The 14,716-nt window shown below is 59.9% G+C and carries 11 protein-coding genes; 6 read left to right on the top strand and 5 right to left on the bottom strand.

The features are described 5' to 3' along the window. Positions 1 to 243: 243 nt before the first annotated feature. Positions 244 to 1,428 carry a BaiN/RdsA family NAD(P)/FAD-dependent oxidoreductase gene (locus tag ACZ47E_RS01180; protein WP_278067232.1) on the bottom strand — a complete coding sequence of 395 codons (1,185 nt, stop codon included), beginning with the start codon at positions 1,426 to 1,428 and terminating at the stop codon, positions 244 to 246. A 123-nt stretch (positions 1,429 to 1,551) separates the two neighbouring features. Here ACZ47E_RS01180 and ACZ47E_RS01175 point away from each other — a divergent pair, with 123 nt between their 5' ends. The 6 genes from ACZ47E_RS01175 (at position 1,552) to ACZ47E_RS01150 (ending at position 10,139) form a co-directional block, all read left to right on the top strand. After that, entirely contained in the window at positions 1,552 to 2,991 is a 1,440-nt protein-coding gene (locus tag ACZ47E_RS01175; protein ID WP_022555640.1) for a glutamine synthetase family protein, read from the top strand. 12 nt (positions 2,992 to 3,003) lie between these two features. After that, a complete protein-coding gene (locus ACZ47E_RS01170; RefSeq protein ID WP_278067231.1) occupies positions 3,004 to 4,290 on the top strand; it encodes an NAD(P)/FAD-dependent oxidoreductase in 1,287 nt (428 codons plus the stop codon). 136 nt (positions 4,291 to 4,426) lie between these two features. Beyond that, the gene (zwf, locus tag ACZ47E_RS01165; RefSeq protein WP_004440062.1) at positions 4,427 to 5,902 is read left to right on the top strand and encodes a glucose-6-phosphate dehydrogenase; all 1,476 of its coding nucleotides are present in this window, start codon (positions 4,427 to 4,429) and stop codon (positions 5,900 to 5,902) included. A gap of 10 nt (positions 5,903 to 5,912) precedes the next feature. After that, a complete protein-coding gene (pgl, locus tag ACZ47E_RS01160) occupies positions 5,913 to 6,611 on the top strand; it encodes a 6-phosphogluconolactonase (RefSeq protein WP_006698174.1) in 699 nt (232 codons plus the stop codon). A gap of 124 nt (positions 6,612 to 6,735) precedes the next feature. Further along, positions 6,736 to 8,556, top strand: coding sequence for a phosphogluconate dehydratase (gene edd, locus ACZ47E_RS01155; RefSeq protein WP_278067230.1), 1,821 nt, complete (start codon positions 6,736 to 6,738; stop codon positions 8,554 to 8,556). A 218-nt stretch (positions 8,557 to 8,774) separates the two neighbouring features. Next, positions 8,775 to 10,139, top strand: a complete 1,365-nt coding sequence (locus ACZ47E_RS01150; RefSeq protein ID WP_278067229.1) for a metallophosphoesterase — start codon at positions 8,775 to 8,777, stop codon at positions 10,137 to 10,139. Positions 10,140 to 10,159: 20 nt separating this feature from the next. Here the strand turns inward: ACZ47E_RS01150 and ACZ47E_RS01145 are convergent, their stop codons facing one another. From ACZ47E_RS01145 to ACZ47E_RS01130, 4 genes are all read right to left on the bottom strand, one after another. Beyond that, positions 10,160 to 10,516: a hypothetical protein gene (locus ACZ47E_RS01145; RefSeq protein WP_034496014.1), complete on the bottom strand. Its 357-nt coding sequence runs from the start codon at positions 10,514 to 10,516 to the stop codon at positions 10,160 to 10,162. Between the two features lie 237 nt (positions 10,517 to 10,753). Continuing rightward, complete coding sequence (locus ACZ47E_RS01140; RefSeq protein WP_004440053.1) at positions 10,754 to 11,842, bottom strand: ABC transporter ATP-binding protein; 1,089 nt, start codon at positions 11,840 to 11,842, stop codon at positions 10,754 to 10,756. Positions 11,843 to 11,862: 20 nt separating this feature from the next. Then, positions 11,863 to 13,518, bottom strand: coding sequence for a beta-galactosidase BglA (bglA, locus tag ACZ47E_RS01135; RefSeq protein ID WP_464016990.1), 1,656 nt, complete (start codon positions 13,516 to 13,518; stop codon positions 11,863 to 11,865). 37 nt (positions 13,519 to 13,555) lie between these two features. Continuing rightward, the gene (locus tag ACZ47E_RS01130) at positions 13,556 to 14,716 is read right to left on the bottom strand and encodes a carbohydrate ABC transporter permease (protein WP_072493982.1); all 1,161 of its coding nucleotides are present in this window, start codon (positions 14,714 to 14,716) and stop codon (positions 13,556 to 13,558) included.

Here is a 14,716-nt window from a genome sequence, read left to right as displayed (position 1 = left end):
TGACTCCTCCCCCGTTAACAGATTATTAAAAAAGCGAGGAAGGGTCACAACTTTACCAACTGAAACTGGGTTGGCGAACAGGTCTTATCAGCTCCGTCACCCCGGACTAGTTCCGGGGTCGGGCGCGATCAAGTCCTTGATCGAGAAAGACTCTTTACGGCCCAGTAGCGCCATGGCTGGACGCCGGATCAAGTCCCGCTTGACGAAGGAGAGAGGTCCGATCTTTTCCACGGCCAGAGACGATCACGCGAATTCGCCGGCCGCCTGGCCGGACGCCCAGGCCCACTGGAAATTATAACCGCCGAGCCAGCCGGTCACATCGACACATTCGCCGATGAAATAGAGGCCGGGCACGGATTTCGCCGCCATGCTGCGGGAATCGAGGCCGGTCGTGTCCACGCCGCCGAGCGTGACCTCCGCGGTGCGATAACCTTCCGAACCGGCGGGCTTGATCTGCCAGTCCTGCACCTCTGCCGCCAGCTTCGCCAGAGCCTTGTCGGACATATCGGCAAGATGGCCGGTGAGGCCGGATTGTTCGACGACATGCTGGGCGAGCCGCTTCGGAAGGATCTCCGACAGGGCGGTCTGGGCGGACTGACGGCCGTTTTTCTGTTTGGCCTGCTTCAACACCGCGGCCAAATCGCGATGCGGCTCAAGCTTCAGGCGGATGGGATTGCCCTCGCGCCAGTATGAGGAGATTTGCAGTATGGAAGGACCGCTCAAACCGCGATGGGTGAACAATAGCGCTTCCTCAAACGAGGTTTTACCATGGGAAACCTCGGCCGGAACAGCGACACCGGCAAGCGGGCTCAGCTTTTCCAGAAGACCGGGATCAAGCGTCAGCGGAACGAGGCCGGGGCGGGTTTCAATGAGCTTGAGGCCGAACTGTTCGGCGATCTGGTAGGCAAAACCCGTCGCGCCCATCTTCGGGATAGACTTGCCGCCTGTCGCGACGACGAGGCTCTCCGCCTCGATGACGCCACCCGAGGTCGACACCCGAAAACGGCCGCCGTCATGGGTCACGGCGGAGACTGACGTTTCGAGCCGAAGCTTCGCATTCACCGCCTGCATTTCAGCCAGCAGCATGCGGATGATATCCTTGGCGCTGTCATCACAGAAAAGCTGGCCGAGCGTCTTTTCGTGCCAGGAGATACGGTGTTTTTCGACAAGGGCGATGAAATCGCGCGGCGTATATCGGGCAAGCGCGGATTTGGCGAAATGCTGGTTGGCAGAGAGATAATTCCTCGGCCCGGCGTGGATATTGGTAAAGTTACAGCGGCCGCCGCCGGAGATGCGGATCTTTTCGCCCGGCGCTTTCGCATGATCGAGAACGACGACGGAGCGGCCGCGCTGGCCGGCGCGGATGGCGCACATCATGCCGGCGGCGCCCGCCCCCAAAATCAGCACGTCACATTTATCTGCCATCATTCCATCCGTTTCGTTTCCTTTCCTCTTTTCCAAGTGCCGCCGCTTGTCAATGGCGCTTTCCCCCTCGCCAATTGCCAAACTACGGTTATGATGGCGACAGTCGAAACACAGACCCGGTGATACATGCCCGCCAAGAAAACCATGCTCCGCCCGAAAAAACAGGCAACCATGGCAAAGAAGACCCCTCCCCTCGACCTTTCCTCCACCCGTGGCGTTTCCTCCTGGCGCGAAGCCGCGCAATGGCTGAGGGCGCGTGGGATAGAAGACATAGAATGCATCACGCCCGACCTTGCCGGCGTACCGCGCGGCAAAATGATGCCGACGGCAAAATTCACGGGCGATACCTCGCTTGCTCTACCCTCGGCGCTCTATCGCCACACAATATCGGGCGAATATCCCGATGAGACCGCCAATTTCCGCTACGAGCCGCGCGACAGCGATCTGAAGCTGGTGCCTGATCTTTCCACCCTCTCCGTCGTGCCCTGGGAAACCGACCCGACCGCGCAGGTGATCTGTGACGTGGTGGATGCGGAAGGCAATTTCGTGCCATACACGCCGCGCAACGTTTTGAAGAACGTGCTTTCGCTCTATACCGAAAAGGGCTGGAAGCCGGTTGTCGCACCGGAAATCGAATTCTACCTCGTCGCCATGAATGACGATCCGGACTATCCGCTGCATCCGCCAAAGGGTCGGTCGGGACGCTCCATCGTTGGAGGTCAAAGCTATTCCATCGCCGGCATCAACGAGTTCGACGAACTGATCGACGATATCTATCACTTCTCCGAAAAGCAGGGTCTGGAGATCGATACGCTCATCCATGAGGAAGGGCCGGCACAGCTGGAAATCAACCTGCGCCATGGCGATCCGATCGAGCTTGCCGACCAGGTGTTCCTGTTCAAGCGCACCATTCGCGAAGCCGCGCTGAAGCACGGCATCTATGCCACCTTCATGGCCAAGCCCATGCAGGGCCAGCCGGGTTCGGCCATGCACATCCACCAGTCGGTGGTAGAAATCGATAGCGGCCGCAACATCTTCTCCAATGAAGATGGCAGCCCCTCCAAAGAATTCTTCTCCTTTGTCGGCGGCATGCAGCGTTACGTTCCGAATGCGCTGGTCATGCTGGCGCCCTATGTGAATTCCTACCGCCGCCTGACGCCTGACATGGCCTGCCCGGTGAACAATGCCTGGGGTTACGACAACCGCACGACGGCCTTCCGCGTGCCGATTTCCGGCCCGCAGGCGCGGCGCGTCGAAAACCGCCTGCCCAGCTCGGACGCCAACCCCTATCTGGCGCTCGCGGCCTCGCTCGGCTGCGGCTGGCTCGGCATCGTCAACAGCATCGAGCCGACCGAACCCACCGCCGATACGGCCAATGAGGGCTCTATCGACCTGCCGCGTGGCCTGCTTGAAGCGGTCGCCTTGCTGGAGGGCGAAGCACAGTTCGACCGGATCTTCGGTCACGAATTTGTCGGCCTTTATGCCGGTCTGAAGCGGGGGGAATTCGAGACCTTCATGCAGGTCATCAGCCCCTGGGAGCGCGAGTTCCTGCTTCTCAACGTGTGAGGAATCCCGAGCATGACATGGCAAAGCCCGATTGCGCCGGGACTATCCTGGTATCAGGCAACCGTCGGTGAGCGGCCGGACTATCCCGCGCTCGATGGGTCGAAGCAGGTGGATGTCGCGATCATCGGCGGTGGTTACACCGGTCTTCAGGCCGCCTGTAATCTCGCTGAAAACGGCGTCTCGGTCGCCCTCATAGAAGCGCATCGTTTTGGCGATGGCGCTTCCGGCCGAAATGGCGGCCAGTTCGGCACCGGCCAGCGCTCTTTCCCCGATGAGCTTGAGGAAGAGATTGGCTTCGAGCAATCGAAGATGCTGTTCGACATCGCCGAGAACGCCAAAAATTATGTGCGCGATTTCGCAAGCAGCCGCGGCATCGACATGGATTATCTGCCGGGCCAACTCTATGTGGCGCACAAGGCAGGTTACGAGGACGACTATCGCCGCAGCGTCGATGCGATGAACAACCGCTACGGCTATCCGCATATTTCCTACATGGAGCGTGGCGAAGCGCGCAAACGCGTCGGCTCCACTCATTATTTCGGCGGCACCCGCGACACCGGCACCGGCCATATACACCCGCTTAAGCTGCTGGTCGGGCTTGCGAAAGCCGCGAAAGATGCGGGTGCTCAGATTTACGAGATGACGCCTGCGAAATCCATCCGGCAAGTGGGCGGCAAGACCATCATCGAAACCCCTTTCGGCACCATCACTGCGCCACGGGTGTTGATTGCGACCAATGCCTATATCGGCAATCTGGAACCGATAACGGCAGCCCATATCATGCCGATCCGCTCCTTCATCGGCGCAACCGCACCGCTGGATGCCTTCCCCGGCATCATTCCAGACCGGGAGGCCGTGGCGGATTCACGGTTTGTGGTGCGTTACTTCCGCAAGACGGCCGATAACCGGCTGTTGTTCGGCGGCCGCGAAGCTTACACGGCAGATACGCCGCGGGATATTTCCAGCCACATACGCCGGCAGATCGCGGAAATCTATCCCGAGCTGAAGGATATCGACATCACCCATTCCTGGGGCGGCTCCGTCGGCATCACTCTACCGCGCAAGGTCTTCGTGCGTGAGGTCATGCCAGGTGTCACCTCCATCGGCGGATATTCAGGCCACGGCGTGATGCTGTCGAATTATTGCGGCAAGCTTTATGCCGATCTGGTGCTCGGCAAAAAGGACATGCTGGCGCCATTCGCGCGGCTGAAAGTGCCGGCCTTTCCGGGCGGAACGTCACTGCGCGCGCCGCTGCTTTTCCTGGCGCTTTCGTGGTTTGCATTGCGAGACAGGTTTTAGTCCAATGTTTACAGTCCATTACCGGCGGCAAGCACACCGGCAAAAGCAAAATTCATAATTTCACATAACTGAGTCTGGCATTTTTAAATCGATTAGATTATTGATGCCCCAACCCTTGAAGATCGAGAGAATCGATATGAGCAGTCAGATCATTCCTGTTGAACCTTTTGATTGTGTCGTTTTCGGCGGCACGGGCGATCTTGCCGAGCGCAAGCTTCTGCCGGCCCTTTATCACCGGCAGATCGAAGGGCAGTTCACGGAGCCGACCCGCATCATTGGTGCGTCGCGTTCGGTCATGACCCATGAGGAATATCGCAAATTCGCACAGGACGCCCTGAAGGAGCATCTGAAGGCCGGCGAGTATGACGACGCGCAGGTTGCCGTGTTCCTGAACAGGCTTTTCTACGTGCCCGTTGACGCCAAGGGCAACAATGGCTGGGACGTGCTGAAGAAGCTGCTGGACGAAGGTAAAGAGCGCGTGCGCGCTTTCTATCTCGCTGTCGCGCCCGGAATTTTCGGCGATATCGCCGACAAGATCCGCGAACACAAGCTCATCACCCGCTCGACCCGCATCGTCGTTGAAAAGCCGATCGGCCGCGACCTCGCCTCGGCGCAGGAACTCAACGACACCATCGGCCATGTCTTCAAGGAAGAGCAGATCTTCCGCATCGACCACTATCTCGGCAAGGAGACGGTGCAGAACCTGATGGCGCTGCGTTTCGCCAACGCGCTTTACGAGCCGCTGTGGAATTCCGCGCATATCGACCACGTGCAGATCACGGTTGCCGAGGCAGTCGGTCTCGAAGGTCGCGCCGGTTATTACGACAAGGCCGGCGCGTTGCGCGACATGGTGCAGAACCATATTCTCCAGCTGCTCTGCCTCGTCGCCATGGAGCCGCCGGCTTCCATGAACGCCGAAGCCGTGCGCGACGAAAAGTTGAAGGTTCTGCGTTCGCTGAAGCCGATCGACACCAGCAACGTCGAAAAGCTGACGGTTCGGGGCCAGTACCGCGCCGGCGCTTCCGCAGGTGGCCCGGTCAAGGGCTATCTGGAAGAGCTGGAAGGCGGCGTTTCCAACACCGAAACCTTCGTCGCCATCAAGGCTGAGATCGCCAACTGGCGCTGGGCGGGCGTTCCCTTCTACATCCGCACGGGAAAACGCCTCGCGACCCGCGTTTCGGAAATCGTCGTCACCTTCAAGCAGATCCCGCATTCGATCTTCGACGACGCGGCCGGCAAGATCGAGGCCAACAAGCTGGTCATTCGTCTGCAGCCGGATGAAGGCGTCAAGCAGTCGCTCCTCATCAAGGACCCCGGTCCGGGTGGCATGCGCCTGCGCCAGGTGTCGCTGGACATGAGCTTTGCCGAAGCCTTCAACGTGCGCAGCCCCGACGCCTATGAGCGCCTGCTGATGGATACCATCCGGTCCAACCAGACGCTGTTCATGCGCCGCGACGAGGTCGAGGCCGCATGGGACTGGATTGACCCAATTCTCAAGAGCTGGGAAGAGCTTGGTCAGGGCGTGCAGGGTTACACGGCAGGAACCTGGGGGCCGAGCGGCTCGATCGCACTGATCGAGCGTGACGGTCGTACCTGGCACGATGCCGACTGAGGGCGCGCGGATGAGCGAAACAATCCACGCCTTCGATAGCGCCTCCGATCTTGCCAATACGCTTGCGGCTGATGTCGCCCAGCGGCTCGACGCGGCAACCAAGGAACGGGGGACCGCAAGCATTGCGGTCTCTGGCGGCTCTACACCGAAGCTGTTCTTTCAGGCGCTTTCCCAGCACGATCTCGATTGGCCCAATATCAGCGTGACGCTGGTGGACGAGCGTTTCGTGCCGCCGGAAAGCGATCGCTCCAATCATCGTCTCGTCGCCGAGAATCTTCTGCAAAACAAGGCGAAGGCGGCTTATTTCGTGCCGCTGTTCCAGCCGGCGGCCTCGCCGGAGGATGCGGCAACGCTTGCGACCGTCAAGACCGAAGCGATCTGCGATCCCTTCGATGTTGTCATTCTCGGTATGGGAACGGATGGCCACACGGCCTCGTTCTTTCCCGGTGGAGACAATCTCTACGAAGCGCTTGATCTCGATGAGCCGCGCGGCGTTTTGACCATGGCGGCCGAGAATGCCGGCGAGGAACGGTTGACCTTCAACTTCTCCAGCCTGCACGATGCCGGCTTCCTGGTGCTGCACATCGAAGGCGCCGCCAAGAAGGCGACGCTGGAGAAGGCGCAGTCGGGCGAGGATGAGGAAGAAATGCCCGTCCGTGCCGTGCTGAACCGGGCAGAAACGCCAGTGGATATTTACTGGGCGCCATAAGCCGACGCGACGGCCGCTCCTGCGGCCCGCGACGAGCGCCCCGAAGACATGAAGACTGAAACACGACAACCGGCATTCGCCTCCCGGAACGCCGGTTGTCGACCAACGAACAGGATGAACGCCCATGTCCGTCGATTCCCGCATTCAGGCCATCACCGCCCGCATCGTCGAACGTTCCAAGCCCTATCGCGAGACCTATCTCGAGCGGCTGCGGCTGCAGGTCTCAAAAGGCGTTCACCGCGCCGTCCTGTCCTGCGGCAATCTTGCACACGGGTTTGCGGTCTGTTCCCCCGCCGACAAGGACATCCTTGCCGGCGACCGGGTTCCCAATCTCGGCATCATCACCGCCTATAACGACATGCTGTCGGCGCACCAGCCCTATGAGACCTTCCCGGCCATCATCCGCGATGCAGCCAAGGAAGCGGGCGGTATCGCTCAGGTTGCCGGCGCCGTACCTGCGATGTGTGACGGCGTCACCCAAGGGCAGCCCGGCATGGAGCTTTCGCTGTTTTCCCGCGATGCCATCGCCATGGCTGCGGGGATCGGCCTCTCGCACAACATGTTCGATGCCGCCCTCTATCTTGGCGTCTGCGACAAGATCGTGCCCGGCCTCGTCATCGCCGCACTCGCCTTCGGTCACCTGCCCGCGGTCTTCATTCCTGCCGGTCCGATGACATCAGGCCTGCCGAATGACGAGAAGTCGCGTATTCGCCAGCTTTACGCCGAAGGCAAGGTCGGTCGCGCCGAGCTGCTGGAAGCGGAATCCAAATCTTACCACGGTCCCGGAACCTGCACCTTCTACGGCACCGCCAATTCCAACCAGATGCTGATGGAGATCATGGGCTTTCATATGCCTGGTTCCTCCTTCATCAATCCCGGCACGCCATTGCGTGACGCGCTGACCCGCGAGGCTACCAAGAGAGCGCTCGCCATCACCGCGCAGGGCAACGAATTCACCCCCGCCGGCGAGATGATCGACGAACGATCCATCGTCAACGGCGTCGTGGGTCTGCATGCGACCGGTGGTTCCACCAATCACACCATGCATCTGATCGCCATGGCGCGCGCCGCAGGCATCATCCTCACATGGCAGGATATTTCTGATCTCTCTGACATCGTGCCGCTGCTGGCCCGCGTTTATCCCAACGGGCTGGCCGATGTGAACCATTTCCACGCTGCAGGCGGCATGGGCTTCCTCATCAAGCAGCTCCTGAAACAAGGCTTCGTGCATGACGATGTGCGCACCGTCTTCGGACAGGGTCTGGCCGCCTACACCGTGGATGCACTACTGGACGAGAAGGGCGCGGTCACCCGCCAGCCCTCCCCCGAGCAGAGCCACGATCCGAAGGTGCTTTCCAGCATTGAAACACCGTTCCAGCCCACCGGCGGTCTCAAGATGCTGACCGGTAATCTCGGCAAATCCGTCATCAAGATTTCCGCCGTCAAGCCGGAGCGCCATATCATCGAAGCGCCCGCGATTGTTTTCCACGACCAGCAGGAGCTTCAGGACGCCTTCAAGGAAGGCAAGCTTAACCGCGACTTCATTGCGGTCGTCCGCTTCCAGGGGCCGAAGGCGAATGGCATGCCTGAGCTGCACCGCCTGACGCCGCCGCTCGGCGTGCTGCAGGACCGCGGCTTCAAGGTGGCGCTTGTGACGGACGGGCGCATGTCCGGCGCATCCGGCAAGGTACCGGCCGCGATCCATGTTACGCCTGAGGCTTCCGATTGCGGGCCGATCTCGCTCATCCGCGATGGCGATATCATCCGTCTCGACGCCGTTTCCGGATCGCTCGAAGTGCTGGTGTCCGCCGCCGAACTGTCAAAACGCGAACCGGCGCGCGCTGATCTCTCCGGCAATGAATGGGGCATGGGCCGCGAACTTTTCGCCCCCTTCCGCCGTAATGCCGGTCCTGCCGATCAAGGTGCCAGCGTCCTGTTTCATTGATTTCCAAAAGGCGAAGGCTGGATGCGGCTTTCGCCTTTAAACCCCGCTCTGCGGCATCGTCACACCGCACTTTCACGCCCGGGACGGGCGGACGCAGAAACAGCTTTATTTCCCATGCCTTAAACGCCAAACTTGTCATGCGGCTGTGATGATCGCCTCTTAAGGCGTTCCCGACCAGCCGTGGGATGACGGCGCAGTTTCGGATAATGGGACATGACATGACGATTTTTTCAAGCAACCGCCGCGATGTGCTGAAGCTTATGGCGGGCACCGCCATGCTGCCGCTGACGGTAGCGGCCATGCCGGCAACGGCGCAGGATGTAGCCCTGCGTGCCATCGTCATCTCCGATCTGCATTCGGCCTATGAGCGTATCGGCCAGCTTCTCGCGGCCATCGAAACGCGTATCGCGGCCGACAAGGCGCCCCACATCATCCTGCTAAATGGCGACCTTTTCGAACTCGGCAACGCGGTGGCCACACGTTCGGCCGGCGAAATCGAATGGACCTTCCTTGCGGCGCTCGCCAAACTTGCCCCCACGGTCATCAATATCGGCAATCATGAGCCCGATATCGACAATGACCTCGCCAATTTCGTCAGCCGTGCTCAAGCCCTCGGCATCACCGTGCTTTCCAACATCATCGACAAGCGAAGCGGCAACCCCTATGCGCCGTCCAGTGCCGCGGTGAAGGCCGGCGAACGGGCGGTCATCGTCGCGGGCCTCGCGACCAATGCGATCAATACCTATCCGAAGGCGACGCGCGAGATGCTGGACATTCCGCAGCCGGTGGAATGGGCGAAGGCCAATCTGCCCGAAATCGTCAAAGCGGATGCGATCAATATTGTTCTGAGCCACGCCGGCGTTGTCGCCGACCGCGATATTCTGCCGGTGCTGCCTGACGGCACGCTGCTGGTGGGCGGCCATGATCACCTTAATTTCGTGCACGAAGAGGGCGCGACGCGCTATGTCCACACCGGCTCCTGGTGCACCTCCATGACGGTCGCGACAATTACCGGTCCCGGCAAGGCCGGCGCCATCGAGACGGTCACCATCGATCGTGATGCTCCCGCCTCGCCGGCTCTCAAGACCCTCATCGAGCAAACGCTTGAAAAGCACCTGACCGCAGAAGAACGGGAAGTTGTCGGCAAGGCCGCCAAGGCGATGACCGTCGACGAAGCGGGGCGTCATGTGGCGCATCTGATCGCCGCGAAGACCGGCGCCGATGTCGGTTTCATCGGCCACACCTCTTTCGGCGCAGGACTGCCTGCAGGCGATATTCGCCGTTATGATTTCAACGCCTCGCTGCGCTTCGACGGCAAGCTGATGGTGACCGAAGTGGACAGCGAGACGCTCGTCCAAATCCTAAAGCGATGCAATCAGGACAGCAACATTCCGCTCGCCGCACGCACGGGCGACTATCTCTACGCCATGCCGGAAAAGCCGGAGAAGAAAGGCCGTTACAAACTGGTCTGCAACGACTGGTCCGCTACCAACCAGAAATCCTATTTCGGCCGCAGCGATCTCGCCTTCATCGAAGTGCCGGATGTGAAGCTGAAGCAGACCGTTCTGGGCGGGCTTTCCTAAAGCCGCAAATCGTCAGGGTCTTAGAACGACCGGATATCCAGCTTGCGGTCCTTGTGGGCCGGGTGTGTGCTGAATACGAAAATTCGATCCAGCTCCTTCTGCGTCAGCATACGCAGGAAGCGGACATGGATGGTGTTGTTGGCGTTGACGCGCAACATCACGCAGCCGATCTTGGTGATGCGGGCATCGGGGATATCGAGATAGAACTGGTTCGGCAGGTTGTATTTGGTCAGTAGCGCCAGCACGGCCTCTGTCTGGGAGATGCGAATGACGTCGCAGCGGCGTGCCGCCATGTGCATCACGGCCTTTTCGGTATATTCGATGCGCGCCGCGTTCATGGTGTCTTCCATGCGGAACCGGCTTTCGCGGTCATACATGAAGGACTCTTCCTTGCTCAGATAATGATTTCTGATGACACCCGCACCGCTCTGCACGCCCGAACTCCCAATGCTTACCAATAGGACGAGACTAGGCCATAGTCTTTAACAATTCATATCAGCGTCAGCTTAAACAGGACGGAAGCGGGACATTTCCGACGTTTTTCCACACGGCCGATAACCAGTAAAAAGCCCCGGAACGGACAGTTCCGGGGCTTGTTTCAGTATCGCCACCGTTTACTTGCGGTAGGCTTTGCCTTCCGCATCGAAAAGATGAAGCTTCTCCTGCAGGGCGGCAAAGCGCAGGGTTTCACCCTTACCCACGGAAACAATGCCCGGCACCTTTACGATGATCGGCTCCTGGCCCTTGGGCGCTTCGAGATAAAGCAGGGTCACCTCACCCAGGGCCTCCACGATCGCGACTTTTCCCTCGAATAGATAGTCGTCGCCCGTCGCGATGCTCAGGTCTTCCGGCCGAACGCCAAAGCTTGCGGCCTTGCCCTGCTCAGATGCGGATGTGGGAACATCGACGACCAATGTCTTGCCGCCGGCAAGTTCGATGGAGGTCCGTTCACCCGTGCCGGTCACTTTCGCACCGATAATATTCATGGCGGGCGAGCCGATGAAACGCGCCACGAAAAGATTGGCCGGCCTCTCATAAAGCTCGAGCGGCGCGCCGACCTGCTCCACCCGCCCCGCGTTCAAAACGACGATGCGGTCAGCGAGCGTCATCGCCTCCACCTGGTCGTGGGTAACGTAGATCATCGTTGTATCGGCCATCTGCTCGTTGAGCTTGGCGATTTCGATGCGCGTGGCAACACGCAGAGCCGCATCGAGGTTCGAAAGCGGCTCATCGAACAGGAAGACCTTGGGGTTGCGGCAGATCGCGCGACCGATGGCGACACGCTGACGCTGGCCGCCGGACAGCGCCTTTGGCAATCGCTCCAGATATTGCGTGAGCTGCAGGATTTCGGCGGCGGCGCGAACGCGGCGGTCGATCTCCTGCTTGCTTTCCCTGGCAATCTTCATGCCGAAGGCCATGTTGTCGTAGACAGTCATGTGCGGATAAAGGGCATAGGACTGGAACACCATGGCGATGCCCCGACGCGAAGGCGGGATTTCGTTGACAAGCTGGCCGTCAATATACATCTCGCCGCCGGTGATTTCCTCCAGCCCGGCGATCATGCGCAGCAGGGTCGATTTTCCGCAGCCGGAGGGGCCAACAAAAACGATGAATTCGCCCTGTTCGATATCGAGATCGATGCCGTGCAGCACCTTCACCTGCCCGTATGATTTACGGATATCCTTGAGAACGAGACTTGTCATGGGTGTTCCTCCCTCATCTGTCAGGCGTAACGGGCGAAGAAAGCGCCCCATGCCGGAAGTTCGACGCTTCTGCCCTTTAGTCCGCTTGCAAAGCCATGGCCTTCAAGAACCTCCCAGTTCCCTTCCGGCAGCGTGGCCTCTGCTGGCGTCGCTGATAAGTTAAAGACGCAAAGAACGGTTTCGTTGCCCAGCTTGCGGGTATAGCTCAACACCTCTCCCTGCACGGGCTGAAATTCGATGCCGCCCTTTGCGAAAGCCGGATGCTGCCTGCGGAACGCGAGGAAGCGGCGGTAATGCTCCAGCACCGAAGCCTCATTGCCCTGCTGGGCGCTCACGGCGCGCTGCTTGTGCTCGGTCGGAATCGGCAGCCACGTCTTGTCGGCCGTCGAGAACCCGGCCTGCGCATGGCCGGCGTCCCATACCATCGGCGTACGGCAACCGTCGCGGCCCTTGAATTCAGGCCAGAACTGAATGCCGTAAGGATCCTGCAAATCTTCGAAAGCGATATCGGCTTCGGTGAGGCCGAGTTCTTCGCCCTCATAGATGCAGACAGAACCGCGCTGGGTCATGAGAAGTGCCGAAAGCACCTTCGCGAAAGCATCCTTGTCCTCGACATGCTCGCCCCAGCGGCTGACATGGCGCACGACATCATGGTTGGAGAAAGCCCAGCAGGCCCAGCCTTCCGGTGCTGCTCTGGCAAAATCCGCCTGTACATCGGCAACACGCTGCGGGGTCAGCGCATCGGGCGCGAGGAATTCAAAGGCGTAGCACATCTGCATCTTGTCATCGCCGGACGTATATTCGCCGACGATTTCGAGGCCACGCTGGCTGTCGCCCACTTCGCCGACGGCGGCGATATCAGGGAATTCGTCCAGTACGGCGCGGAAGCGCTTCAGGAAGGCGATATTTTCCGGGCGGTTCTTGTCGTAGAGATGCTCCTGGAAGTTATAGGGATTGACCGCAGGCGCGGTGGAGGCATTGCGCCGTTCCGGCGCCAGCGCGGGATTATCGCGCAGCTCAAGGTCGTGGAAATAGAAGTTGATGGTGTCGAGGCGGAAACCATCGACGCCGCGCTTCAGCCAGAAGCGGGTGATATTCAGCAGCTCTTCTTGCACTTCCGGATTATGCAGGTTGAGGTCCGGCTGCGAGGTCAGAAAGTTGTGCATGTAATATTGCATGCGGGTCGGATCCCACTGCCAGCCCGAGCCGCCGAAAATCGACAGCCAGTTGTTGGGCGGCGTGCCATCCGGCTTGCCGTCCGACCAGACATACCAATCCGCTTTCGGGTTGTTGCGGCTGGCGCGGCTTTCCACGAACCAGGGATGCTGGTCCGAGGTGTGCGACAGAACGAGATCGATCATGACGCGGATGCCGAGACGGTGGGCTTCGGCAATCAGCCCGTCAAAATCCGCAAGCGTGCCGAACATCGGGTCGACATCGACATAATTCGAGACGTCGTATCCAAAATCCTTCATCGGCGAGGTGAAGAAGGGCGAAATCCAGATCGCATCGGCACCGAGGCCTGCGATGTGATGGAGGCGATCGGTGATACCCTTGAGATCGCCGATGCCGTCGCCATTGGAGTCCTGATAGGAGCGCGGATAGATCTGATAGATAACAGCGCCGCGCCACCAGTCCTTGTTGGGCGTCAAAGCGGAAGTCACCGAAGCGGTCATGGAAGTGTCCTGTGTGGTATGGGCGTTCATGGAATGATCAGCCTCCCTTGACGGAGCCTGCCAGCAGGCCACGCACGAGATAACGTTGAAGAGCGAAGAAGACGCCGAGCGGCACGACGATGGTGACGAAGGCCGAGGCAGTGAGAATTTCCCAGTTGCCGCCGCGCGAACCGAGCAGCGCGTTGAGTGCACCCGTCAGCACCAGCTCATCCTTCTGCGTGCCGAGGAACACCATGGCGACAAGCAGGTCGTTCCAGGTCCACAGGAACTGGAAGATGGCGAAGGAAGCGAGTGCCGGGAAAGAGAGCGGCAGGATGATCTTGACGAAGATTTCGAAATCGCTGGCGCCATCGACACGGGCGCTTTCGATGATCTCTTTCGGCAGGCCGGAAATATAATTGCGCAGCAGGTAAATGGCGAGCGGGAGGCCGAAGGCGGTATGCGCCAGCCAGATACCGGCATAGGTCTTCGACGGCACGCCAAAGATAGTGCCAATTTCATTGTACAGTCTCAGAAGCGGGATCAGCGACATCTGCAACGGGACGACGATCAGGCCCACCACCATGGCGATCAGCAGATTGCGGCCGGAAAAGTTCATCCATGATAGCGCATAGGCGGCAAAGGCGGCGATGAGGATGGGGATGACGGTTGCGGGCACGGCAACTGTCAGCGAGTTGACGAAGGACTGGCCGATGCCTTCCGAGGTGAGTACCGTACGGTAGTTGTCGAGAGTAAAGACGGGCGGCGTTGCGACAGAGATGTAGACGCGCTTGCCGCGCGAACCCTCGAAGCTTGCGGCTTTGCTATATTCGTAAGTGCCGTCTTCATTGATAAGCAGCGTCTCGCCATCGCCGATGTCAGCGGCTTCACCTGCCTTGAAAGCTGTCGGCTCCTGCACGCGCACGCCGAAGGCCGCAACCTTTCCGCCCTGGCCGTTTTCGAAGACATTGCCTGATATGACGTAGCGGCTGCCATCCCGCTTCTGAGCCGAGGCATCGGCCAGACGAACGGCTTGCGTTTGTTCGGAGCTCGAAAAAGCGGTCCACCAGCCCGACACCGTGATCTGATCCTTGTCGCGCAGCGAACTCACGAGAATGCCGAGCGTTGGCAAGAGCCAGAGCAGCACGACGATCAGAACGCTGGCGTGAACGATGAGCCGCGGCAGGCCGACGCGCCGGAGGCGTTTGACAATATCCAT

The sequence above is a fragment of the Agrobacterium sp. 5Ca39 genome (genome assembly GCF_055382365.1).
Note: the sequence above shows the minus strand (reverse complement) of the source record. Positions and strands in the feature narration are given on the sequence as shown.

Coding starts and splice junctions, on each gene's coding strand:
- bglA (WP_464016990.1), bottom strand. CDS start 13,518: ATGACCGCTTCGGTGACTTCCGCTTTGACGCCCAACAAGGACTGGTGG.
- ACZ47E_RS01145 (WP_034496014.1), bottom strand. CDS start 10,516: ATGTATGACCGCGAAAGCCGGTTCCGCATGGAAGACACCATGAACGCG.
- ACZ47E_RS01170 (WP_278067231.1), top strand. CDS start 3,004: ATGACATGGCAAAGCCCGATTGCGCCGGGACTATCCTGGTATCAGGCA.
- ACZ47E_RS01130 (WP_072493982.1), bottom strand. CDS start 14,716: ATGGATATTGTCAAACGCCTCCGGCGCGTCGGCCTGCCGCGGCTCATC.
- ACZ47E_RS01140 (WP_004440053.1), bottom strand. CDS start 11,842: ATGACAAGTCTCGTTCTCAAGGATATCCGTAAATCATACGGGCAGGTG.
- pgl (WP_006698174.1), top strand. CDS start 5,913: ATGAGCGAAACAATCCACGCCTTCGATAGCGCCTCCGATCTTGCCAAT.
- ACZ47E_RS01180 (WP_278067232.1), bottom strand. CDS start 1,428: ATGATGGCAGATAAATGTGACGTGCTGATTTTGGGGGCGGGCGCCGCC.
- ACZ47E_RS01175 (WP_022555640.1), top strand. CDS start 1,552: ATGCCCGCCAAGAAAACCATGCTCCGCCCGAAAAAACAGGCAACCATG.
- ACZ47E_RS01150 (WP_278067229.1), top strand. CDS start 8,775: ATGACGATTTTTTCAAGCAACCGCCGCGATGTGCTGAAGCTTATGGCG.
- zwf (WP_004440062.1), top strand. CDS start 4,427: ATGAGCAGTCAGATCATTCCTGTTGAACCTTTTGATTGTGTCGTTTTC.
- edd (WP_278067230.1), top strand. CDS start 6,736: ATGTCCGTCGATTCCCGCATTCAGGCCATCACCGCCCGCATCGTCGAA.